This window comes from Streptomyces sp. LN549 (assembly GCF_043203805.1).
Lineage (GTDB): Bacteria > Actinomycetota > Actinomycetes > Streptomycetales > Streptomycetaceae > Streptomyces.
Genome location: NZ_JAZHRI010000002.1, coordinates 3,043,327 through 3,066,824, shown reverse-complemented (window position 1 = coordinate 3,066,824; position 23,498 = coordinate 3,043,327). Strand labels below are relative to the sequence as shown.

The following is a 23,498-nucleotide window of genomic DNA, read 5'->3' as shown; positions in this document are numbered from 1 at the left end:
CCGCCGCCTAGCGTCGTCAGCGGACCCGTATGCCTGTTTCCGTGCCGTTGCGAGGGATCCGGCACACTCGAAACAGCGCGTCACCGAAGGAACCGAAGGAAAGGCCCCCACCTCATGAGCAGCAACGAAGCGCCGCGCGGCCCCGTCGACTCCTCCCGCGTCCCGCGGTACGCCGGGCCCGCGACGTTCGCCCGGCTGCCCCGCCTCGACGAGGTCGGGACGACGGACGTCGCCGTCGTCGGTGTGCCCTTCGACTCGGGTGTCTCCTACCGGCCCGGCGCCCGCTTCGGCGGCAACGCGATCCGGGAGGCCTCGCGGCTGCTCCGCCCGTACAACCCGGCACAGGACGCCTCGCCGTTCGCCCTCGCGCAGGTCGCCGACGCCGGGGACATCGCCGCCAACCCCTTCAACATCAACGAGGCCGTCGAGACGATCGAGGCCGCGGCCGACGATCTCCTCGGCACCGGCGCCCGGCTGATGACGCTCGGCGGCGACCACACCATCGCGCTGCCGCTGCTGCGCTCCGTCGCCAAGAAGCACGGACCCGTCGCACTCCTCCACTTCGACGCACACCTCGACACGTGGGACACCTACTTCGGCGCCGAGTACACCCACGGCACCCCGTTCCGCCGGGCCGTCGAGGAAGGCATCCTCGACACCTCCGCGCTCTCCCACGTCGGCACCCGCGGCCCGCTGTACGGCAAGCAGGACCTCACCGACGACGCCAAGATGGGCTTCGGCATCGTCACCTCCGCCGACGTGATGCGGCGTGGTGTCGACGAGATCGCCGACCAGCTGCGTCAGCGCATCGGCGACCGGCCGCTCTACATCTCCATCGACATCGACGTGCTGGACCCGGCACACGCCCCCGGCACCGGCACCCCCGAGGCCGGCGGCCTCACCTCCCGCGAGCTGCTGGAGATCGTGCGCGGGCTGTCCTCCTGCAACCTGGTCTCCGCCGACCTGGTCGAGGTCGCCCCCGCGTACGATCACGCCGAGATCACCTCCGTCGCCGCCTCGCACACCGCGTACGAGCTGACGACGATCATGACCCGGCAGATCGCGGAGGCCCGCCAGAAGTGAGCCACGACCACCACGACGAGCGGCCCGAGCTCACCCCCGGGCAGATCGCCGCCGCCCTGAGCCCCCCGACCGGACGCAACGGCGGCGACCTCGTCGTCGAGACCCTCCAGGGCCTCGGCGCGACCACCGTCTTCGGCCTGCCCGGGCAGCACGCCCTGGGCATGTTCGACGCGCTGCGCCGCTCGTCCCTCACGTACGTAGGCCTGCGCGTCGAGAACAACGCGGGCTTCGCCGCCGACGCCTACGGGCGCATCACCGGCGAGGTCGCCCCGCTCCTCCTGTCCACAGGCCCCGGCGCGCTCACCTCGCTCGCCGCCCTCCAGGAGGCGGCGGCCGCGTCCGCCCCCGTGCTGGCGATCTCCAGTCAGATCCCGACCGCGGGCCTGGGCGGCGGCCGCCACGGCTACCTGCACGAGCTGCGCGACCAGAAGGCGTCGTTCCGCGACATCGTGAAGTCGGTCCACACCGTCCGTACCGCCTCGCAGATCCCGTCCGCGATCGCCGCCGCCTGGGAGTCCGCGCTCACGGCCCCGCACGGCCCGGTCTGGATCGAGATCCCGCAGGACGTGCTCATCGCCGAAACGACGCTGCCCGTCGTCACGGCGATGGACGCCACACCGCGCGAGGTGCACGCCCGCCCCGAGCTCATCGCGGTCGCGGCCCACCTGCTGTCGAACGCGGAGCGTCCGGCGATCATCGCAGGCGGCGGAGTCGTGCGCTCCGACGCGTCCGGCAAGCTGCGCGCCCTCGCGGAGAAGGTCAGCGCGCCGGTCGTCACCACCTACGGCGGCAAGGGCGCCTTCCCGTGGGAGCACCCGCTCTCGCTCCAGTCCTGGATCGAGGACCGGCACACGACGGACTTCCTGGAGGACGCCGACGTCCTGCTCGTCGTCGGCTCCGGCCTGGGCGAGCTCTCCTCGAACTACTACACGTTCGCCCCGCGTGGCCGGGTCGTGCAGATCGAGGCCGATGCCGGGAAGCTGGAGTCCAACCACCCGGCCCTCGGCATCCACGCCGATGCCCGCGACGCCCTCTCCGACCTCCTCGAAGCGGTCACCCCGCGCGAGGACCCGGCCGCCGCCGAGCGCGTCACAGCGGTGCTCGGCCGGGTACGGGACCGGATCGCCGCCCAGGAACTGACCCTGGAACAGCACCTCGTCGCCGGGATCCGGGCCGCCCTGCCCGACACGTCCCCCAGCTTCTGGGACATGACGATCCTCGCCTACTGGGCCTGGGCCGCCTTCGACGCCCGCCACCCCAACACCATGCACTCCGCCCAGGGCTCCGGCGGCCTCGGCTACGCCTTCCCTGCGGCCATCGGCGCGGCCGCCGCCGACGTGACGAAGCCGGTCCTCGCGGTCTCCGGCGACGGCGGCGCGATGTACTCGATCGCGGAACTCGCCACCGCCCGCCAGTACGACCTCCCGGTCACCTGGCTGATCGTCGACGACGGCGGCTACGGCATCCTGCGCGAATACATGACCGACGCCTTCGGCGAGACCAGCGCGACGGAACTGTCCCGCCCGGACTTCGTCGCCCTCGCCGAGTCCTTCGGCGTACCCGCGGTCCGTACGAGCCCCGAGACGCTCGCCGACGACCTGGCCAAGTCCCTCGCCGCGCCCGGCCCCTCGGTCGTCGTGCTCCCGGCACTGCTGCGGATGTTCGAGCCGACGCACCTCTAAGGGCCGTCTCGCGGAAGTGCCCGGGACCCTCAGGGCCCGGGCACTCTTGCGTACGGCTTTCCGGCCGTCCACGGGTCGACTCCGGAGGGTGCGCCGGGGCCGGACTCGCCGGCCGGCTGTCGAAGGACGTCACCGCCGCGCTCAAGGAGCCCGGTTCCGGACCGGGACGGTCGTCCCGGTATCAGGACCCGGCCCGAAGACGACGGCCCGCCTCGGCCTGAAGGCGGAGGCCCGTCAGGGTCAGCTCCAGCACGGCGAGGAACTGCTCCTTGTCGTCGTGCCCGTCGAACTCGTCGACGATGTCGTGCACGAACGGATAGCTCCCGGCGTCGAGCGCACGCCATGTCGCGGCGTAGCGGCCGAGGAACTCGTCGCGGTCCACGAGGCCGTCGACCACCTCCTGGGGCGGCTCCTGCCCCAGGTCGGCGGCGTTGGCGACCACGACACCCACGATCGCCGTCACGGCGTGGAACCGCTGCCGCGGCGTGAGGTCGAGTCGGAGCGTCCGCTGCCCCAGCTCCTCGTAGAGCCGCAACGCGTTGCCCTCGACGTCGATGTTGCGCATGAAGTGCGCACCCAGCCACGGCCGGTCCACGACCGCGTCGAACAGGGTGACGGCCATCACGCGCAGGTCGTCGATCGGGTCGCCGCTGTCCTCCTGCCCCTCGACTGCGGCCAGCACCCCGCCGAGCACGTGGTCGATGGCGCGGTCGAGCAGATCGTCCTTGCCCGAGACGTACCAGTAGATGCTGCCGACGCCGGTGCCGAGCCGGGCCGCGAGGGCGCGGAGAGTCAGCGCCGGTGCGCCCGCTTCGTCGAGCAGGGCCACGGCCGCGGTGAGTACGGCCTCGATCGAGTGCGACCCACGCTGACGTCCCCGGGAAGGGCGATCGGCGGGTCGTGGTCGCGGGCCTGTCATGGAGCCCATCCAATCACAGCTTGCATATTTATCGAACCACGTTCTATGGTCGAACCACGTTCCATTGTAGAACGTCGTTCGATAGTCGGCGGCGTTCCGAAAGGAGGCCCGCCATGACCACCACTGCCACCGCGCCCACCGCGCCACGCACCTATCCGTCCCTGCGCGCCGCATGGATACCCCTGGCCGCGCTCTGTCTGGCCTTCTTCGTCGAGATGGTCGACAACACGCTGCTCTCGATCGCGCTGCCCACGATCGGCCGGGACCTCGGCGGCGGCACGACCGCGCTGCAGTGGGTCACCGGCGCGTACTCGCTGACGTTCGGCGGCCTGCTGCTGACGGCGGGATCGATGGCCGACCGGCTCGGGCGCCGGCGCGTGCTGCTGGTCGGCCTGGCGGTGTTCGGCCTGTTGAGCCTGGGCGTCGCCGCGGTCTCCACCGCGGGGGAGCTCATCACCCTGCGGGCCGGCCTCGGCATCGCCGCGGCGGCGATGGCCCCCATCACCAACTCGCTGGTCTTCCGGCTGTTCGACGACAAGGCGCTGCGGATGCGCGCCATGACCCTGATGATCATCGTCGGCATGTCCGGCTTCGTCCTCGGCCCACTGCTCGGCGGCACCGCCCTGGCCCACGTGCGGTGGCAGTGGCTCCTGCTCGTCAACGCCCCGATCGCCCTGATCGCGGCCATCGGCGTCCGGCGCGGCGTCCCGGCCGACCGGCCGCAGGACCTGACCCGCGACAAGCTCGACCTGCCGGGCGCCGCCCTGAGCGTCGCCACCATAGGCCTCGCCTGCTACTCGCTGACCAGTGGCGTCGAGCACGGCTGGCTCTCCGGGACCACCCTCGCCTCGCTCCTCGGCGCCCTTGCCGCCGGGATCGCGTTCGTGTGGCACGAGCGCCGCAGCGCATCGCCCATGCTGGACCTCCGCCTCTTCTCCGACGGCACCGTCCGCGGCGCCGCCATCGCGCAGATCGGCACGGCGATCGCGATGGCCGCCGTGATGTTCGGCCTGATCCTCCACTTCCAGTACGCCTACGGGTGGAGCCCCGTACGGGCCGGTCTGGCGAACCTGCCGCTCATCGTGACCATGATCGCCGCGACCCCCCTGTCCGAATGGCTCGCGGCACGGTTCGGCCACCGCATCGCCTGCCTGGTCGGCGCGGCCTGCCTGGCCGGCTCCCTGGCCGGACTGTCCTGGGGGGTCGACCACGGGTACGGCGTCATCGCGGTCTGCATGGTCGTGATGACGATCGGGCTGCGCACCGTCATGACGATCTGCGCCATCGCGCTCGTCGACGCGATGCCGTCCAACCGCACGTCGATCGGCACGGCGCTCAACGACACCGCCCAGGAGGTCGGAAGCAGCATCGGCACCGCCGTGGTCGGCACCCTGATCGCCGCGCTGGTCACGACGCAGCTGCCCGCGGGCACCTGGAGCGACGCCCTGGTGGCCTCGTTCTTCCACGGCGAGCGGATCACCTACGCGGTGCTGGCCGTCGTCGTCGGCCTGATCGCGGCCGGCGGTGCACTCACCCTCACCGACTCCCGCGTCGCCGAGGAACCCCACTGAGACGTCCGGACCGCCGCGCGCCGCCCCGTCGCGCCCGCATGGGGCCGGGGACCTACGCCCAAGGTCCCGTATTTGTTGCGGAGGGATGAAATCCGCAGCACCCCGCGTTGGTGCCTTGCGTCGGAGCAGGAAGATCGGGAGGCACCGGGTGTCGGACGCAGGGGAGCAAGGGAGCGGCGGGCAGCCGGGCGGCTGGGCACGGAGGCTGTGCGGTTACGCCTGGCGCTACCGGCGCAACGTGCTGCTGGCGCTCGGCTCGTCGCTCGGCGGCATGGCGGTGATGGCCCTCGTCCCGCTGGTCACCAAGGTGATCATCGACGACGTGGTCGTCGGTCACACCCGGTCCCTGGCCGTCTGGACCGGACTGCTGATCGTCGCGGCCGCGCTCGTGTACGTCTCCACCTACATCCGCCGCTACTACGGCGGCCGGCTCGCCCTCGACGTCCAGCACGACCTGCGGACCGAGATGTACGGGACGATCACCCGCCTCGACGGCAGGCGCCAGGACGAGCTCTCCACCGGGCAGGTCGTCGGCCGCGCCACCAGCGACCTCCAGCTGATCCAGGGGCTGCTGTTCATGCTCCCGATGACCATCGGGAACATCCTGCTCTTCCTCATCTCCCTGGTGATCATGGCGTGGCTCTCGCCGCTGCTGACCCTCGTCGCCGTCGCCGTCGCCCCCGCCCTCTGGTTCATCGCCCGCCGCTCCCGCACCCGCCTCTTCCCTGCCACCTGGTACGCCCAGTCGCAGGCCGCGGCCGTCGCCGGAGTCGTCGACGGGGCCGTCTCCGGCGTCCGCGTCGTCAAGGGCTTCGGGCAGGAGGAACAGGAGACCGGCAAGCTGCGCGAGGTCGGGCGCCGACTCTTCGCCGGCCGGCTGCGCACCATCCGGCTGAACTCCCGTTACACCCCCGCCCTCCAGGCCGTCCCCGCGCTCGGCCAGGTCGCGATGCTGGCCCTCGGCGGCTGGCTCGCCACCCGCGGCGAGATCACCCTCGGTACGTTCGTCGCGTTCTCCACCTACCTCGCCCAGCTCGTCGGCCCCGTCCGGATGCTCGCCATGGTCCTCACCGTGGGCCAGCAGGCCCGCGCCGGTGTGGAGCGCGTACTGGAACTGATCGACACCGAGCCGTCCCTGCAGGACGGCACCAAGGAGCTCCCCGCCGACGCCCCGGCCAGCGTCGAGTTCGACGACGTGCGCTTCGGCTATGACGAGGACCGCCCCGTCCTCGACGGCTTCTCGCTGACCATCGAGCCCGGCGAGACCGTCGCCGTCGTCGGCGCGTCCGGCAGCGGCAAGTCCACCGTCTCGCTGCTGCTGCCCCGGTTCTACGACGTGACGCACGGCGCCGTCCTCGTCGGCGGACACGACGTGCGCGAACTGACCCTCGACTCGCTGCGGGCCGCCATCGGACTCGTACCGGAGGACAGCTTCCTGTTCTCCGACACCATCCGCGCCAACATCGCCTACGGACTCCCCGGCGCCACCGACGAACAGATCGAGCAGGCCGCCCGCTCCGCCCAGGCCGACCGGTTCATCGCCGAGCTCCCCGCCGGCTACGACACCAAGGTCGGCGAGCACGGGCTCACCCTCTCCGGCGGCCAGCGCCAGCGCGTCGCACTCGCCCGCGCCATCCTCACCGACCCCCGGCTGCTCCTCCTCGACGACGCCACCTCAGCCGTCGACGCCCGCGTCGAGCACGAGATCCACGAGGCGCTGCGGCAGGTCATGGCCGGCCGCACGACCCTGCTGATAGCCCACCGCCGCTCCACGCTCAACCTCGCGGACCGGATCGCCGTCCTGGAGGACGGACGGCTCGCCGACATCGGCACCCACGAGGAGCTGGAGCGCCGCTCCGCGCTCTACCGGCGCCTGCTCACCGACCCGGACGAGCTGGGCGGCACCTCGCCCGGCCATCTGCCCAGGGGCGCCGCCACCGACCGGGCCGGGGACCGCGCACTCCAGGAGGAGATCGACGCGGAATACGACGCCGAGCGCGGCATCACCCCCGAGCTGTGGGTCCGCAAGGAGGAGGAGCGCGAGACCGACGCGGCCGGCACACCCGCCACCCCCGAGCTCCTCGCCCAGGTCGAGGCCCTGCCCCCGGCGACCGACACCCCGGATGTCGACGAGGCCCGCGCCGTGCACGCGGAGAAGTCCTACGGACTCCGCCGGCTGCTGCGTGGCTTCGGACTGCCGCTGCTGGTGAGCCTGGCGCTGGTGGCCGTGGACGCCGGGGCGGGACTGCTGCTGCCGGTGCTGATCAGGAACGGCATCGACGAGGGAGTCACCCAGCTGGCGCTCGGCGCGGTCTGGACCGCCTCCGCGTTCGGCCTCCTCGTCGTGCTCGTGCAGTGGGCGGCCCAGGTCGGCGAGACCCGGATGACGGGCCGCACCGGCGAGCGGGTGCTCTACTCGCTGCGGCTGAAGATCTTCGCGCAGCTCCAGCGCCTCGGCCTGGACTACTACGAGCGCGAACTGACCGGCCGGATCATGACCCGGATGACGACCGACGTGGACGCCCTGTCCACGTTCCTCCAGACCGGTCTGGTCACGGCGTTCGTCTCCGTCGTCACGTTCTTCGGCATCATGGTCGCGCTGCTGGTCCTCGACGTGGAGCTGGCCCTGGTCGTCTTCGCGACGCTGCCGGTCCTCGTCGTCGGCACGTTCTTCTTCCGCCGCAAGAGCGTCAAGGCGTACGAGCTGGCCCGTGAGCGCATCAGCGTCGTCAACGCCGACCTCCAGGAGTCCGTCTCCGGCCTCCGCATCGTGCAGGCCTTCCGCCGCGAGCGGGACGGCGCCGCCCGGTTCGCCGCGCGCAGCGACCACTACCGCGAGGCCCGGGTCCGCGGCCAGTGGCTGATCTCCGTGTACTTCCCGTTCGTGCAGCTGCTGTCGGCGGTGGCCGCCGCCGCCGTACTGATCGTCGGCGCGGGCCGGGTCGACAACGGCACGCTCACCACCGGTGCGCTGGTCGCCTACCTGCTCTACATCGACCTGTTCTTCGCGCCCGTGCAGCAGCTCTCGCAGGTCTTCGACGGCTACCAGCAGGCCACCGTCTCCCTCGGCCGCATCCAGGAACTCCTCCAGGAGCCGACGTCCACCAACGACCGGGACGAACCGCTGGACGTGCTGTCGTTGCGCGGCGAGATCGCGTTCGAGGACGTGTCCTTCGCGTACGGCGGCGAGGAGGCCGCGCTCACCGGAATCGACCTGCACATCCCGGCCGGGCAGACGGTCGCGTTCGTCGGCGAGACCGGCGCGGGCAAGTCCACCCTCGTCAAGCTCGTCGCCCGGTTCTACGACCCGACGGGCGGCCGGGTCACCGCGGACGGCACCGATCTGCGCGACCTCGGCCTCACCGCGTACCGGCACCGGCTCGGGGTCGTACCGCAGGAGGCGTACCTCTTCGCCGGTACGGTGCGTGACGCCATCGCGTACGGGCGGCCGGAGGCCACCGACGCCGAGGTGGAGGCGGCAGCCAGGGCGGTCGGCGCGCACGACATGATCGCCACCCTGGACGGCGGCTACCTCCACGAGGTCGCCGAACGGGGCCGCAACCTCTCGGCCGGCCAGCGCCAGCTGATCGCGCTCGCCCGCGCCGAGCTCGTCGACCCCGACATCCTGCTGCTCGACGAGGCCACCGCGTCCCTGGACCTCGCCAGCGAGGCCCTGGTCAACCAGGCGACCGACCGCCTCGCGGGCCGGCGCACCACCCTCGTCGTCGCCCACCGCCTCACCACCGCCGCCCGCGCCGACCGGGTCGTGGTGATGGACCACGGCCGGGTCGTCGAGGACGGCACCCACGACGAACTCCTCGCCCGGGACGGGCACTACGCCGTGCTGTGGCGCACCTTCATAGGGGAGGACGAGCCCGCGGGAGTGTGAACCGCAGGCCCTGCGGCGGGTTCGGTGCTACTCGCGGATGCCGGAGATCTTTCCGGTCGTCAGGTCCGACTGCACCTTCAGATACGTGTACGTGGGGTCGGTCGCCGACCCCCAGGTGAGCCGGACCGTCGACCAGGTGTGGCCGGCGCCGCTGTCGCCCGCGGTGACCCGGAAGGCCGCCGGGGTGTTCTGGGCGCGCAGCACACCATCGGCGTGGTTGGCCGCCTCCCAGTCGCGCAGCTCGGCGCGCAGGCCGGACGTCAGGTAGAAGTCCCGCAGCGAGGTGGCCAGTCCGCCGCCGCCCTCGGTGGCGACCGCGTCGATGTACGCGCCGTAGAAGTCGGCGACCTGCTGGTACGCCGGGGCCGCGAGTGCGCTGCGGGCCGTCGCCGCGGTCGGTGCGCCCCGAGTGACGGCGGCGGCCGGGACGGCGGCCACCGCGGTCAGGAGGGCGGCGGCGAGCAGCGTGCGGCCGATGACGCGCCGGCCACGGGGGCGCCCGGCGGTGCGGAGTGGGGTCATAGCGGTTCCTGCCTTTCGTGCGGCTCTGTCCTGTTGGGCCCATCGTGTGCCGATCCGGCTGCGCGGAATGCGGACCGCGCCGGGTGCAACCTCCGGATGGCCTCCCGCGTCGTACGCACGTACACGTGTGCGCGTCCAGGTGTCGGATAGGGGCGCGGGCGTTCGATGAGGTGATGGGGTTGCTGGTGACCACAGGGACTGAAGGACATGGCGGGCGCTCGGTACGCGGGGTCCCGTTCCGCCTGCTCGCCCTTGCTCTGGCGACCGCCCTCGGGCTCGTCGTCGGCGGCGTGGAGGCGAGCAGTGCCGATGCCGCCTCGGTCTGTGCCGGACGGCCCGCGAAGACGGTGAAGTTCGCGACGGGAGAGCTGCGCGTCTACCGGACCCGCGCCTACGTCTGCGCCACCGCCGTCGCGGCCAAGCCCGGCAAGCGCCGCCGGATGTCCGTACAGGTCCAGCCCCGCGGCGGCCGGCCCGTCGTCGACAGCGGCTCCTTCACCCAGCAGGCCGGACCGGTGACCGTCCACGCGCTGAACCGCTGCGTCCGGGCCTCGGGCACGATCGCGGGGAAGACCGGGACGACGGGCTGGATCCTGTGCTGACCGGGTGACACGAGCACATGCCCGGGCAACAGGGGCTGGTGGTACGGGTATCGCCCCGCTAGGTTCACGACGTCTGTTGTGAATCATGGGGAGGGTGAATGCGTAAGGCGCTCAGAGGGTTCCTGTCGCTGGCGGTGCTCATCGGCACAGTGAGTGCGACGGGTGCCTCGGCCGGGGCGGCCACCGCCGCAGAGCCGGCCGCGGTCCGTTCCGCCGTCAGTGACAGTGGCACGAGCACGGACATCAAGGACCGCATCCTGGCCATCCCGGGAATGAGTCTCATCGAGGAGAAGCCGTACGCGGGATACCGCTACTTCGTACTCAACTACACGCAGCCGGTCGACCACCGGCACCCGTCCAAGGGAACGTTCCAGCAGCGCATCACCCTGCTGCACAAGGACACCTCCCGCCCGACGGTGTTCTTCACCAGCGGCTACAACGTCTCCACCAACCCCAGCCGCTCGGAGCCGACCCGCATCATCGACGGCAACCAGGTCTCGCTGGAGTACCGGTTCTTCACCCCGTCGCGCCCGTCGCCCGCCGACTGGTCCAAGCTCGACATCTGGCAGGCGGCCAGTGACCAGCACCGGGTCTTCACCGCGCTGAAGGGGATCTACTCCAAGAACTGGCTGACCACCGGCGGTTCCAAGGGCGGTATGACCGCGACCTACTTCGAGCGCTTCTACCCGAAGGACATGGACGGCGTCGTCGCGTACGTCGCTCCCAACGACGTGGTCAACAAGGAGGACTCGGCGTACGACCGGTTCTTCGCCACCGTCGGCACCAAGGAGTGCCGCGACAAGCTGGAGGGCGTGCAGCGCGAGGCGCTGGTCCGCCGGGAGCCGCTGGAGAAGAAGTACGAGCAGTACGCCGCCGACAACGGCTACACCTTCACCACCGTCGGCAGCCTCGACAAGGCCTACGAGGCCGTCGTCATGGACTACATCTGGGCGTACTGGCAGTACAGCCTGCTCGCCGACTGCGACACCATCCCGGCCGACGCCGAGAGCGCGACCGACCAGGCGATCTGGGACTCGATCGACTCGATCTCCGGCTTCTCCGCCTACGCGGACCAGGGCCTGGCGAACTACACGCCGTACTACTACCAGGCCGGCACCCAGCTCGGGTCGCCCGACATCAAGCAGCCCTGGCTCGGCGGGCTCAGCCGTTACGGCTACCAGCCGCCGCGCAACTTCGTGCCGAGCTCCATCCCGATGAAGTTCCAGCCCTCGGTGATGCGCGACGTCGACACCTGGGTGAAGCACCACGCCAGCCACATGCTGTACGTGTACGGGCAGAACGACCCGTGGGGCGCCGAGCGCTTCCGGCTCGGTGCGGGCGCCCGTGACAGCTATGTCTTCACGGTGCCCGGCGGCAACCACGGTTCGAACGTCGCCGGTCTGGCCTCGGCGGAGAACGCCACCGCCACCGCCGCCATCCTGCGCTGGGCGGGCGTCGCCCCGGCCGCCGTCCAGGCCGACCCGGCGAAGGCCAAGCCGCTCGCGAAGTTCGACGCGCGGCTCGACAAGAAGGACCTGACGACCGAGCACCGGCTCGGCACCAGGCGCCCGTAACGGCGCCCCGCGCCGGCGGCGGCCCGTTCATGGGCCGCCGCCGGCGCGGGAACCGTCTAGTACGTCAGCCCGTAGCCCACCGGGTACAGCACCTGCGAGGGGTCGTCCGCGCGCTGCACCGGCACCGGGAGCCTCCCCTCCGGCTCTGCCCGGCCCGCGATCACCCGGGCCGCCGCCCGCAGTTCGACGTCGGTCCAGGAGTACGAGGCCAGGCTCGCCGCGTATCCGGTCCCGGCCAGCCGGGCGATGTCGTACGGGTTGCGGATCGCGACCGTGATCACCGGGACGCCGGTCGCCGCCAGCTCGCTCACCAGGGTCCGCTGTGAACTCGTCGCCGTGACGTTGTACGTCCCCACGATCACCGCGTCCTTGCCCTGCGCGGCCGCCACCGCCGCGTCGATGTTCGCCCGCGTCGGCGTGGTGCCGGTGGACAGGGCGGTCGCCGTGTACCCCAGCTCGTTGAACTCTCCGGCCAGGGTGGTGGTCGGCGGCCCCGTCGTACCGGACGGTGAGGCCGGATCGGCGCCCACCACCAGCAGGTTCTTGTGCGAGCGGCGCGACAGCGGCAGCAGCGCACCGTCGTTGGCCAGCAGCGTGGTGGTGTGCTCCGCGATCCGGTCGGCGGTGGCGAGGTGCGACCGGGTGCCGACGGTACGGTCCACACCCTGGTGGCTGACGAACGGGTCGTCGAACAGACCCAGCTTCGTCTTCAGCCGCAGGATGCGCAGGATCGATTCGTCGAGGCGGGCCTCGCTGACCTCGCCGCTCTTCACGGCCGCCAGGAGGGCGTTCCAGGAGACGTCCAGGCTGGGCGGGTTGAGCAACTGGTCGACGCCCGCCTGGAGGGCCAGCACCGGCACCCGCTCGTCGCCGTACTTCGTCCGTACGCCCTCCATGCCGAGGGAGTCGGTGACCACGACGCCGTCGTAGCCGAGCTCCTCGCGCAGGATCCCGGTGAGGATCGGCTTGGACAGCGTCGCCGGGTCCTCGGCCGGGTCGAGCGCGGGCACCACGATGTGCGCCGTCATGATCGAGTCGATGCCCGCGGCGATCGCCGCCCGGAACGGCGGCTCGTCCAGCTCGGCCCACTGCTCGCGGGTGTGGCTGATCACCGGCAGGCCGGTGTGGCTGTCGGTGCTGGTGTCGCCATGGCCCGGGAAGTGCTTGGCCGTGGACGCGATCCCGGCGCTCTGGTACCCCTTCACCTGGGCGGCGACCATCCCGGCCACGGACTGCGGGTCGGAGCCGAAGGAACGGACGCCGATCACCGGGTTGGCCGGGTTGACGTTGACGTCCGCGTCCGGGGCGTAGTTCTGCCGGATGCCGATCGCGGCCAGTTCGGCGCCCGCGATCTGCCCGGCCCGTCGCGCGTCGGAGCGCGAACCGCCCGCGCCCAGCGCCATCGCGCCCGGCATCAGCGTGGCGGGCTCGCCGACCCGGCACACGATGCCGTGCTCCTGGTCGGTGGAGATGAGGAGCGGCAGGCGATTGGCGCCCGCCAGGCCGGCCCGCTGGATGCCGTTGGAGAGATCGGCGATCTGGTGCGGGTCACGGGTGTTGTGCGCCCACGCGAAGTAGATGATGCCGCCCACGTGGTACTTGGCGATCATCTCGGCGGCGGTGCGCACCCCGATCTCGGCGAGGTTGGCGTCGATGTCCGCCTGGTCGGGCTCGGTCGCGGAGTGCCCGTAGACCCGCATGACGAAGAGCTGGCCGACCTTCTCCTCCAGGCTCATCCGGGAGATGAGCCGCTTCAGCCGCTGTGTGGTGGCGGCGGAGGTGTGGCTGCTGCTTGCGGGCTTCTGGGCGGCGACGGCGCCGGGGGCGACTGCCATGCCCGCAGCCGCCGCGACAGCGGTGGCTGCGGTGGCGGTGAGGAGGGTGCGTCTGGAGGTGCGGTCGTGCACGTGAGCTCCTTCGGCCGTACTAGGTGGTGACGAGGGGTGGTGAAAGAAACTGCCAAGGATCACGGATATCCAGAAAATAACTTCCGGTCAAGGGTGCGGACCGATTTGAGCGCGTCCGGAGGTGTCGGGGGCGTGCCGAGCGGTGGCACCCTGAACTGCGAACCCGACCTCGGGGGAGTGTCCGAGGTTGCGCGAGGGGGCCCGCGATGGACGAACAGTCGGATCTGAAGGCCTTGGCGGCAGTGCTCGACGCGTACGAGCCACCGCCGGCCGAATGGACGGACGAGCTGTGGGAGTTGTACGAGCGTGCAGAGGCCGAAGAGTGTGTGCTGCGCATCAGACCGGCCCACTGGGCGGACGATCTGTGGGAGCAGTACCAGCGCACGGAGGTCCCCGAACCGCACGCGCCGCTCACTCAGGAGCAGGAACGTCTCTTCGCGCAGGGGCGTGAGCGGGAACGCTGGATGTCCGCAGTGCAGCATCTGCTGGATTCCCTGGGCGGGAGGCTGAAGGAGACCGGGCTGCGAGAACCCGCCTCGGCTGCCGCGCTGGCTGAGCGTTGGGTGCGGATGAACCTGTACGCGTTCGCCGGGGTGCGCTTGTTGTACGGGCTGGGCGCGCCGCACGGTGAGGCGGCACTGCTGCGTCTCGTGGTCGATGACACGGTGGACCGTGCCGACCGGCAGGTTGTCCGCGAATGGCTCATGATGCTGCGCAGGCCGCGCCACAGTGCGCTGGGCCGACAGCCCCAGGGGGGCGAGACACCACTGCTGCCTCCGGCGGTACGCAACCTGGCCGATGCCTGGAAAGCCGGTACTGATGCGCCGGGTGTGATCGCGTGCAATCCGGAGAACGCCGCCGCTGTCCGTGCTGCCCTGGAAGCGCTTCTCCCGGCCCGGCGGCCGGCTGTACCCGAGCCACCGCCCGAGATGACGGGAGTGGGGGACGAGGACGAGGAGGAGAGGCCCGACTGGATCGACGTGAGGACCCTGTTGCGGGAACTCATGCCGTATCCGCGGAATGTCACCCGGGAGCGCATGGCCGAAGTGCGCCGTGAGGCTGAACTCATGGGCCTGGAGTCCGATGGTGAGGGCTCTGCCGAGCGGTGGGCCATCCGAATCGGCGCATGGCTCGCCGGCTGGATGTTCTCTTGGCTCTGCGAAGCGAGGCGGGAGCCGACCGACCTCGCTCCGTGGGCCGTGGACCTTGCGGAGCAGTACGTGCTCCGCGGATTCGCCGCCGAGGACGCCGAGCGCTTCCTGGACCTCTGCACGGACAGCGACCCGCGCAGCGCGGCCGCGCTGGTTCGTCTCAGGGAGTCGGGCGCGATCTGAGCGGGACAGTCCTCAGTGCAGCCCCACACCCGCCCCGTGCGCCTGAAGTGCCGAGACGGCCGCCGTGATCGCCGGACGGCGCGCCGCCTCCGTACGCCACAGCGCGTACAGCCGCCGCACCGGTACGGGATCGATCCGCACCGCCACCACCCCCTCCGGCAGCGGTCCGCGGCCCAGTCGGGGGATCATCGCCACTCCGAGACCTGCGGCGAGCAGGGCGAGTTGGGTGTGGTTCTCCTCGGCCTGGTGGCGGATGTCCGGCTCGTACCCCGCCGTGCGCAGCGTCCGTACGAGCCAGTCGTGGCAGACCGTCCCAGGCGGCTGGCAGATCCACCGCTCCTTCGCCAGCTCCTCGCGCCGCACCCCGTCCCGGCTGCCCGCCAGCCGGTGGCCCGCGGGCACCAGCAGGTCGCACCGGTCGTCCCCGATCACCGCCTGCGCCACGCCCTCCGGAGCGGGCAGCGGGGCGATGTCCCAGTCGTGCGCGACGGCCAGGTCGATCACGCCCTTGGCCACCAGGTCCACCGAGAGGTGCGGGTCGACCTCGGTCAGCCGCACGTCGAGCTTCGGGTGCTCACGGTCCAGCTCCGCCAGCACCCCGGGCAGCAGCCCGCGCGCCGCCGAGGCGAACGCGCCGATCGACAGCCGCCCCGTCGGCAGCCCCCGGCGCTCCTCCAGCGAGGTCTCGGCGCGCTCCACGATCGCCAGCAACTCCTGGGCGGCGGAGGCCAGATGTACCGCCTCCTCGGTCAGTGCGACCCCGCGGCCGCGGCGCTCCAGCAGGGTCGTGCGGGTCTCCCGCTCCAGCTTGGTGATCTGCTGCGAGACCGCCGACGGGGTGTAGCCGAGCGCGGCGGCGGCGCCCGCGACGGAGCCGTGGACGGAGATGGCGTGCAGCGCGCGCAGCCGGGCGAGATCGAGCACCGGAGCCTCCGGGATCCTCGGGAATCATTAGTGATACTCAATTCCACCATGAAGAAATCCGCGCTGGTGCTACATGGTCCGCGCACGCGATCCTCGGTGCATGCGTCCTCTCCACATCGCCCTGGCCGTCCTGGTGGCCGCCCTCTGGGGCGTCAACTTCGTCGTCATCGAGCTCGGGCTCGACCACTTCCCCCCGCTGCTCTTCTCCGCCCTGCGCTTCCTGGTCGCGGCGCTGCCCGCGGTCTTCTTCGTCGGCCGGCCGAAGGTCGCGTGGAAGTGGATCGTGGGGGTGGGGCTGGCGCTTGGCGTGGCCAAGTTCGGCTTGCTCTTCATCGGCATGGACCGGGGCATGGGTGCCGGACTCTCCTCCCTGGTCCTTCAGGTGCAGGCGGTCTTCACCGCGATCCTCGCGGCGCTCGTGCTGGGTGAACGGCCGGGGCGAGTGCGGGTGCTGGGGATGGTGGTGGCCCTCGCCGGTATCGGGGTGGCGGCCGTCGACGAGGGGGCGAGCGGGCCCGTGCTCGCGTTCGTCCTGGTGATCGCCGCGGCGGCCTGCTGGGGTGTGTCGAACGTCCTGACCCGCAGGGCCGCCCCGCCCGACTCACTCAACTTCATGGTCTGGGTCTCGACCGTGCCCGTCCTGCCGCTGCTCGGCCTCTCCCTGCTCTTCGAGGGCTGGGACCGCGACCGGGACGCGCTCGCCGCGCTCGACTGGAGCGGCGCCGGAATCATCCTCTACGTCGCCTGGATCGTCACGATCTTCGGCTTCGGGGCCTGGGGCTTCCTGCTGAGCCGCTACCAGGCCTCGTCCGTGGCCCCGTTCACCCTGCTCGTGCCGGTCTTCGGGATGTCGTCGGCCGCGCTGCTGCTCGGCGAGTCGGTGAGCCCGCTGCGGTGGTGTGCGGCGGCGCTGCTGGTCGGCGGGGTGGCCCTGACCTCGCTCGCGGGGGCGCGGCGGACCCGGGCCGCGGCTCCGGAGACACCGGAGCCGGCCCCCGTGCCGCTCTAACTCTTCGGCGCACCCAGCCGCAGCAGGTGCTCGCGCCCCGCGCTCAGCAGTCCGGGCAGCTCCGCGGCCTGCGGGTGCCAGCGCTTCTCGTACTCCCAGCAGACCCAGCTGTCCGCGTCCAGCGTGTCCAGGCATGCCCGCAGCGGCAGCACCCCCGCCCCCAGGGCCACCGGCGTGGTGTCCTCGGCCGAGGCGATGTCCTTCACCTGTACGTACCCGAGGTGCGGGGCCAGCACCGCATGGCTCGCCACCGGCTCCTCGCCCGCCAGCCAGGTGTGCATGATGTCCCACAACGCGCCGATGCTCCCGTGCCCCACCGTGCCGGCCACCCGGGCCACATCGGCCCCCGCGCGGTGCGAGTCGTGGGTCTCCAGCAGGACGCGTACGCCCATGTCGGCGGCGTACGGGGCGGCGGCGGCCAGCCGGCGCGCGGCGGTCGCGTCGGCCACGGCCGGGTCCTGGTCGCCGCCGCCCGGGAAGACCCGGACATGGTGCGCGCCCAGGTCATGGGCCAGCTCGATCAGGCCGGCGAGCTCGTCCAGCACCGGCTGGTCGTCTCCCGCGGCGGCGGCCCGTACATAGCCGGCCACGGTCAGGATCTCGACCCCGCCCCGCTTGAACTCATCGGCCACATCGGCCCGTTCGGCCTTCGAGAGCCCGGGATGCACCGGCTCCTCGAGGTGGGCGCGCAGCTCCACCCCCTGGTAGCCGTGCTCGGCGGCCAGCCGGACGACGTCGGATACCGGCAGTCCCGGCACCCCGAGAGTGGAGAAAGCGAGCTTCACGTGCGTGTCCCTTCCGTCGGTACGTGCCCCTCACCGTACGGACCGGGGCACATCCGGCGCGTACCCCGGTCCCGGGATGACTCACCCCCGGGGCGCCGCCGTTGACCCGCGGACCATCAGCTCCGCGGCGATCGTCGCGATGCCGCCCGGCGGCGGGGCCTCCTTGCCGGTCGCCAGCCGGCCCGCCCGGGCCCCCGCCTCGACGAGCGGCAGCCGTACGGTCGTCAGGGCCGGGACCACGTCCACCGAGAACGGCAGGTCGTCGAAGCCCGCCACCGAGATGTCCTCGGGGATGCGCAGCCCGCGGTCGCGGATCGCCGCTGCTGCGCCCAGGGCGACGGTGTCGTTCGCCGCGACGACGGCCGTGATCTCCGGTTCGCGGCGCAGGAGTTCGAGCGTGGCGTCGTAGCCGGACCTGCGGTCGTAGGAGCCGTGCACGGTGAGCCGCTCCTCGTCGCCGACGAGCCCCACGGCCTTCATCGCGTCGCGGTGGCCCTCCAGCCGGTGGCGGGTCGTGGTGCGTTCGACGGGGCCCGCGACGTAGCCGATGTCGCGGTGGCCCAGCGAGAGGAGATGCTCGGTGAGGCGCCGGCCCCCGCCCCGGTTGTCGAAGGCCAGTGCGGCCACCACGGAGGCGTTGTCCGGCAGCGGGGGCCGCCCGCACAGCACCACCCGGGTCCCCGCGTCCGCGAGTTTCGCCAGCTTCGCGGACATCGCGGCCTGGTGGGCCGGGTCCTCGACCGCGCCGCCGGTGAGGACGACCGCGGCGGCGCGCTGGCGCTGGAGCAGGGTCAGGTAGGTGAGTTCGCGTTCCGGGGTGCCGCCGGTGTTGCAGACGATCGCGAGCTTCTCGCCGCCCGCCCGGCCCGATCCGTCGCCCGGACCGCCGATCTCCGTCTGGGCCGCGCCCGCCATGATCCCGAAGAACGGGTCGGCGATGTCGTTGACCAGGATCCCGATCAGGTCGGACGTGGCCGCCGCGAGCGAACTCGCGGGCCCGTTGAGCACGTAGTCCAGGTCGTCCACCGCACGCAGGACCCGCTCCCGGGTGGACGCAGCCACCGGGTAGTTGCCGTTCAGCACGCGGGAGACGGTGGCCGGGGACACCCGGGCGCGAGCCGCCACGTCCGCCAGGGTGACTGTCATCGCATTCCTCCGAGGAGTGATGAGGGGGATTGGACCAAACCAGGAGTGGACCAAACCAATCAGCGTGCCCCCTCTTGTCCAGGCCGCTGTCGGCAGGCTAGCGTCATACCGCATAGAAAGCGCTTGCTACGGCTGTATGGAGGAACTTTCGTGACACGCAGGACAGTGCGCATCGCCATGAACGGCGTCACGGGTCGCATGGGATACCGGCAGCACCTGGTGCGCTCGGTCCTCGCGATCCGCGAGCAGGGCGGCCTCGACCTCGGCAACGGCGACGTGCTGTGGCCCGAACCGGTCCTCGTCGGCCGCCGCGCCCACGCGCTGGAGGAACTCGCCGAGCGCCACGGCCTGACCGAGTGGTCGACCGACCTCGACGCCGTCCTCGCCGACGACACCATCGACATCTACTTCGACGCCCAGGTCACCTCGGCCCGCGTCGAGGCGATCAAGAAGGCCGTCGCGGCGGGCAAGCACATCTACACCGAGAAGCCCACCGCCACCGACGTCGAGGGCGCCCTCGACCTGGCCCGCCTCGCCCGGGACGCCGGCATCAAGCACGGCGTCGTCCAGGACAAGATCTTCCTGCCCGGCCTGCTGAAGCTGAAGCGCCTCATCGACGGCGGCTTCTTCGGCGAGATCCTCTCCGTGCGCGGCGAGTTCGGCTACTGGGTCTTCGAGGGCGACTGGCAGGAGGCCCAGCGCCCCTCCTGGAACTACCGCGCGGAGGACGGCGGTGGCATCGTCGTCGACATGTTCCCGCACTGGGAGTACGTGCTCCACGAGCTGTTCGGCCGGGTCACCACCGTCCAGGCGCACGTCCAGACGCACATCCCCGAGCGCTGGGACGAGCACGGCAAGCCGTACGCCGCGACCGCGGACGACGCCGCGTACGGCATCTTCCAGCTGGAGAGCGGCGCCGTCGCCCAGATCAACTCCTCCTGGACGGTCCGCGTCAACCGCGACGAACTCGTCGAGTTCCAGGTCGACGGCACCCACGGCTCCGCCGTCGCGGGCCTGCGCAACTGCCGCGTCCAGCACCGCTCGGCCACCCCCAAGCCGGTCTGGAACCCCGACCTCCCGGTCACCGAGTCCTTCCGCGACCAGTGGCAGGAAGTCCCCGACAACGCGGTCTTCGACAACGGCTTCAAGGCCCAGTGGGAGCTGTTCCTCCGCCACATCGTGCTCGACGAGCCCTACACCTGGGACCTGATGGCCGGCGCCCGCGGCGTCCAGCTCGCCGAGCTCGGCCTCAAGTCCTCCGCCGAGGGCCGCCGTTACGACGTCCCGGAGCTGACCCTGTGACCATCCACCTCCCGCAGGGCGCACCGGAGTTGATCTCGTGACCATCCACCTCCCGCAGGGCCCGTACGAGCCCCGCACCACCCCGCTCGACCTCGCCCCGGGCGGCGCGCCCCTGGCCTCCCGTACGGTCTTCTCCGCCGCCCATGTCGTCGCCGACCCGTACGCCGACATCAGCCCCGACTCACCGGCCGCCGTCGACTGGGACGCCACCCTCGCCTTCCGCCGCCACCTCTGGTCGCACGGCCTGGGCGTCGCCGAGGCCATGGACACCGCCCAGCGCGGCATGGGCCTGGACTGGGCCGGCGCGGCCGAGCTGATCCGCCGTTCGGCGGCCGAGGCCAAGACCGTCGGCGGTGCCATCGCCTGCGGCGTCGGCACCGACCAGCTCCCCGCCGGACCGGCCACGCTCGCCGAGGTGCGCTCCGCCTACGAGGAGCAGCTCGCCCTCGTCGAGGAGAGCGGCGCCCAGGCGATCCTGATGGCCTCCCGCGCGCTCGCCGCCGCGGCGAAGAGCCCGCAGGACTACCTGGAGACGTACGCACACCTCCTGCGCCAGGCCACCGAACCGGTCGTCCTGCACTGGCTCGGCCCGATGTTCGACCCGGCGCTGGACGGCTACTGGGGCTCCACCGACCTGGACGCGGCCACCGAGACCTTCCTCCAGGTCATCGCGGAACACCCCGACAAGGTCGACGGCATCAAGATCTCCCTCCTCGACGCGGAGCGCGAGATCGACGTCCGCCGCCGCCTCCCGGGCGGGGTGCGCTGCTACACCGGGGACGACTTCAACTACCCCGAACTGATCGCCGGCGACGACCGCGGCTTCAGCCACGCACTGCTCGGCATCTTCGACCCGCTCGGCCCGCTGGCCGCGCACGCGGTGCGGGTCCTGGACACCGGCGACACGAAGGGCTTCCGCGAACTCCTCGACCCGACCGTCGAGTTGTCCCGCCACCTCTTCCGGACGCCGACCCGCTTCTACAAGACGGGCGTGGTATTCCTCGCCTGGCTGGCCGGGCACCAGGACCACTTCACGATGGTGGGCGGACTCCAGTCGGCCCGCTCCCTGCCGCATCTGGCGAAGGCTTACGAACTGGCCGACCGACTGGGCCTGTTCCCCGACCCGGAGCTGGCCGAATCCCGGATGCGCGCCCTGCTCACCGTGCACGGAGGCGCCCGATGACCGAGACCCATCCCGACCTCTCCCGGCTCTCCATCAACCAGGAGACCATCAAGCAGTGGTCGCTGCCCGAGCTCGCGGAGGGCTGCGCGAAGGCGGGCATCGGCAAGGTCGGCCTGTGGCGGGCCCCCGTCCAGGAGTACGGCGTCGAGGCCACGGCCCGTCTCCTCTCCGACGCGGGCCTGTCCGTCACCAGCCTCTGCCGCGGCGGCTTCTTCACCGCCCTCGACCCGGCCGGGCGGGCCCGCGCCCTGGACGACAACCGCGCGGCGCTCGACGAGGCGGCGGGCCTGTCCACGGACACCCTGGTCCTGGTCTCCGGCGGCCTTCCGGAGGGCAGCAAGGACCTGTACGGCGCCCGCGAACGCATCGCCGACGCGCTGGCCGAACTGGCCCCCTACGCGGCCGAACGCGGCGTACGCCTGGCCATCGAGCCACTGCACCCGATGTTCGCCTCGGACCGCTGCGTCGTCTCCACCCTGTCCCAGGCCCTCGACATCGCGGAACGCTTCCCGGCCGAGCAGGTCGGCGTGGTCGTCGACACGTACCACCTCTGGTGGGACGACCAGGCCCCCGCCCAGATCGCCCGCGCGGGCGCGGGCGGCCGGATCCACTCGTTCCAGCTGGCCGACTGGATCACCCCGCTCCCGGCCGGCGTCCTGCTGGGCCGCGGCCAGCTGGGCGACGGCAGCGTGGACTTCCGCGCCTTCCGCACGGCGGTGGAGGCCACCGGCTTCGACGGCCCCATCGAGGTGGAGATCTTCAACGAGGCCCTGTGGGCACGCGACGGCGCCGAGGTCCTGGCCGAGGTCGCGGCCCGCTACCTGGAGCACGCCTGCTGAACCCGTGGATCGGCCGCTGCGGCCTCCCGGGCAGAAAGATTGCCAAGGCGTACAACCCTTGAGCACCCTGCCGGGTCATATCTGTTGTCGGACGCTTCCGGGGAGGGATCCGGGGGGATTGGGAAGCCCTGACCGAGGGGGAAAGCGAGTGGGGTCCGGTCGAGAGACCGGGCCCCGTTTCGCTGTTGCCGTGCGAGCCCGCCGCCGGCGACCTGGACTCGGCGGTCGCCGAAGCAGTGGCCCTGGGAGCCGCCGTGGCGGAGTCCCAGCCGCAGGAAGACGTCCGGGTACTCTCCGACCCGGCCGGCCACCCCTTCTGCCTGGGCCGAGACGACACGTAGGGAGCGCCCGCTCAGCCTTCTTCCGCCGGCCATGGGCGCCGCGCGACGAAGACGAACTCCCTGCCCGGCCTGTCAGGTGCGTCGCGTACGTCCTCCACCGTGAATCCCTGTGCGGTCAGGTCCGTCTCGACCTCCTGCCGCTCGCGGAACCGCAACGTCGAATCCGACGTGAGCACCTGCCCGTCCGCCGTCAACGCGCAGGTCTCGCGGAACGTCACCAGCGGTCCGTTCACCTCGACGACCTCGAACCAGCTCTCGACCGTTCCGACCCCCGGGACCTCCGTCACCTTGTACGAGGCCTCACGGGTCCACTCCTCCCAGGCGCGCCTGGCCGGGACGCGGGTCTCGAACACCAGGTGGCCACCGGGCCGCAGGGCTTCGTACGCCGACCGGAGAGTCGTCCGCCATGCCTCAGGGTCGGCGATGGCCTGAGCCACGTTCGCCGTCATGGCCGCGAGATCGACCTGGAGCGGCAGAGCGGCAGCAGCGTCCCCGTCGACCCACCGGACCCGTCCGCCGCCTGGTTTGGCCCGAGCCACGTCGACGGAGGCACGGGCGGGATCGACTCCGACGACCTCGAACCCACGCCCGGCCAGCAGCAACGCGAACACACCCGTCCCGCAGCCGATGTCCAGCACGCGACGCGCCCCGAACTCCTCGGCGATCCGGAGGTAGGCGTCGAGATCACTGCGGTCCGGGTCCAGCGGGTCGTAGAGCGCGGCAAGCCGTGGGTCTCCGTAGCACTCGTCAGCCATGAGGCCGAAGATATGCGGACCCGGACATGGGCACCACCGGTTTCGGGACCGGCGAGAGCCTTGCGGACGCGGACGCGGATGGGGGCGGGGGACGCGGACGGGGACGGGGGCGGGGGCGCCCAAGGGGGAGT

General features: G+C 71.7%; 19 protein-coding genes. 12 read left to right on the top strand and 7 right to left on the bottom strand.

Translation table 11 applies throughout. The features are described 5' to 3' along the window. Positions 1-114 precede the first annotated feature (114 nt). Together speB and SH922_RS13670 are read left to right on the top strand one after the other, a co-directional pair. Positions 115-1,083, top strand: coding sequence for an agmatinase (gene speB, locus SH922_RS13675; protein WP_393058235.1), 969 nt, complete (start codon positions 115-117; stop codon positions 1,081-1,083). After that, on the top strand, positions 1,080-2,765 hold the full coding sequence (locus tag SH922_RS13670; RefSeq protein WP_393058234.1) for a thiamine pyrophosphate-binding protein: 1,686 nt from the start codon (positions 1,080-1,082) through the stop codon (positions 2,763-2,765). The genes speB and SH922_RS13670 overlap by 4 nt, the downstream gene beginning before the upstream one ends. A gap of 181 nt (positions 2,766-2,946) precedes the next feature. Here the strand turns inward: SH922_RS13670 and SH922_RS13665 are convergent, their stop codons facing one another. Then, entirely contained in the window at positions 2,947-3,618 is a 672-nt protein-coding gene (locus tag SH922_RS13665; protein ID WP_393063557.1) for a TetR/AcrR family transcriptional regulator, read from the bottom strand. Positions 3,619-3,797: 179 nt separating this feature from the next. Between SH922_RS13665 and SH922_RS13660 the strand changes: the two genes are divergently transcribed. After that, complete coding sequence (locus SH922_RS13660; protein WP_393058233.1) at positions 3,798-5,255, top strand: MFS transporter; 1,458 nt, start codon at positions 3,798-3,800, stop codon at positions 5,253-5,255. A gap of 148 nt (positions 5,256-5,403) precedes the next feature. After that, positions 5,404-9,144, top strand: coding sequence for an ABC transporter ATP-binding protein (locus SH922_RS13655; RefSeq protein ID WP_393058232.1), 3,741 nt, complete (start codon positions 5,404-5,406; stop codon positions 9,142-9,144). 27 nt (positions 9,145-9,171) lie between these two features. On the opposite strand, the gene SH922_RS13650 is transcribed toward SH922_RS13655, so the two are convergent. Further along, positions 9,172-9,666, bottom strand: coding sequence for a hypothetical protein (locus SH922_RS13650; protein WP_393058231.1), 495 nt, complete (start codon positions 9,664-9,666; stop codon positions 9,172-9,174). A 185-nt stretch (positions 9,667-9,851) separates the two neighbouring features. Between SH922_RS13650 and SH922_RS13645 the strand changes: the two genes are divergently transcribed. Both SH922_RS13645 and SH922_RS13640 read left to right on the top strand, forming a co-directional pair. Continuing rightward, positions 9,852-10,268, top strand: coding sequence for a hypothetical protein (locus SH922_RS13645; RefSeq protein WP_393058230.1), 417 nt, complete (start codon positions 9,852-9,854; stop codon positions 10,266-10,268). A 98-nt stretch (positions 10,269-10,366) separates the two neighbouring features. Beyond that, entirely contained in the window at positions 10,367-11,842 is a 1,476-nt protein-coding gene (locus SH922_RS13640; RefSeq protein ID WP_393058229.1) for a S28 family serine protease, read from the top strand. A 56-nt stretch (positions 11,843-11,898) separates the two neighbouring features. Here the strand turns inward: SH922_RS13640 and SH922_RS13635 are convergent, their stop codons facing one another. Beyond that, positions 11,899-13,749: a glycoside hydrolase family 3 protein gene (locus SH922_RS13635; protein ID WP_393058228.1), complete on the bottom strand. Its 1,851-nt coding sequence runs from the start codon at positions 13,747-13,749 to the stop codon at positions 11,899-11,901. Positions 13,750-13,955: 206 nt separating this feature from the next. Here SH922_RS13635 and SH922_RS13630 point away from each other — a divergent pair, with 206 nt between their 5' ends. Then, a complete protein-coding gene (locus SH922_RS13630; RefSeq protein ID WP_393058227.1) occupies positions 13,956-15,083 on the top strand; it encodes a hypothetical protein in 1,128 nt (375 codons plus the stop codon). A gap of 12 nt (positions 15,084-15,095) precedes the next feature. Here SH922_RS13630 and SH922_RS13625 read toward each other — a convergent pair whose 3' ends face one another. Beyond that, entirely contained in the window at positions 15,096-16,007 is a 912-nt protein-coding gene (locus tag SH922_RS13625) for a LysR substrate-binding domain-containing protein (RefSeq protein WP_393058226.1), read from the bottom strand. A gap of 100 nt (positions 16,008-16,107) precedes the next feature. Between SH922_RS13625 and SH922_RS13620 the strand changes: the two genes are divergently transcribed. After that, entirely contained in the window at positions 16,108-17,016 is a 909-nt protein-coding gene (locus SH922_RS13620; protein WP_393058225.1) for an EamA family transporter, read from the top strand. Here SH922_RS13620 and SH922_RS13615 read toward each other — a convergent pair. Both SH922_RS13615 and SH922_RS13610 read right to left on the bottom strand, forming a co-directional pair. Next, a complete protein-coding gene (locus SH922_RS13615; RefSeq protein WP_393058224.1) occupies positions 17,013-17,801 on the bottom strand; it encodes a sugar phosphate isomerase/epimerase family protein in 789 nt (262 codons plus the stop codon). The two genes, SH922_RS13620 and SH922_RS13615, sit on opposite strands and share 4 nt — an antisense overlap. Positions 17,802-17,882: 81 nt before the next feature. Further along, entirely contained in the window at positions 17,883-18,947 is a 1,065-nt protein-coding gene (locus tag SH922_RS13610; RefSeq protein ID WP_393058223.1) for a LacI family DNA-binding transcriptional regulator, read from the bottom strand. Between the two features lie 150 nt (positions 18,948-19,097). Between SH922_RS13610 and SH922_RS13605 the strand changes: the two genes are divergently transcribed. The 4 genes from SH922_RS13605 to SH922_RS13590 all read left to right on the top strand — a co-directional run bounded on the left by SH922_RS13605 (position 19,098) and on the right by SH922_RS13590 (position 22,612). Further along, the gene (locus SH922_RS13605) at positions 19,098-20,249 is read left to right on the top strand and encodes a Gfo/Idh/MocA family protein (protein ID WP_393058222.1); all 1,152 of its coding nucleotides are present in this window, start codon (positions 19,098-19,100) and stop codon (positions 20,247-20,249) included. Between the two features lie 37 nt (positions 20,250-20,286). Next, entirely contained in the window at positions 20,287-21,432 is a 1,146-nt protein-coding gene (locus SH922_RS13600) for a dihydrodipicolinate synthase family protein (RefSeq protein ID WP_393058221.1), read from the top strand. After that, complete coding sequence (locus tag SH922_RS13595; protein ID WP_393058220.1) at positions 21,429-22,271, top strand: sugar phosphate isomerase/epimerase family protein; 843 nt, start codon at positions 21,429-21,431, stop codon at positions 22,269-22,271. Before SH922_RS13600 ends, SH922_RS13595 begins: the two co-directional genes overlap by 4 nt. A 185-nt stretch (positions 22,272-22,456) precedes the next feature. Further along, a complete protein-coding gene (locus SH922_RS13590; protein WP_393058219.1) occupies positions 22,457-22,612 on the top strand; it encodes a VOC family protein in 156 nt (51 codons plus the stop codon). 11 nt (positions 22,613-22,623) lie between these two features. Here SH922_RS13590 and SH922_RS13585 read toward each other — a convergent pair whose 3' ends face one another. After that, entirely contained in the window at positions 22,624-23,367 is a 744-nt protein-coding gene (locus SH922_RS13585; protein WP_393058218.1) for a class I SAM-dependent methyltransferase, read from the bottom strand. Between the last annotated feature and the right edge of the window lie 131 nt (positions 23,368-23,498).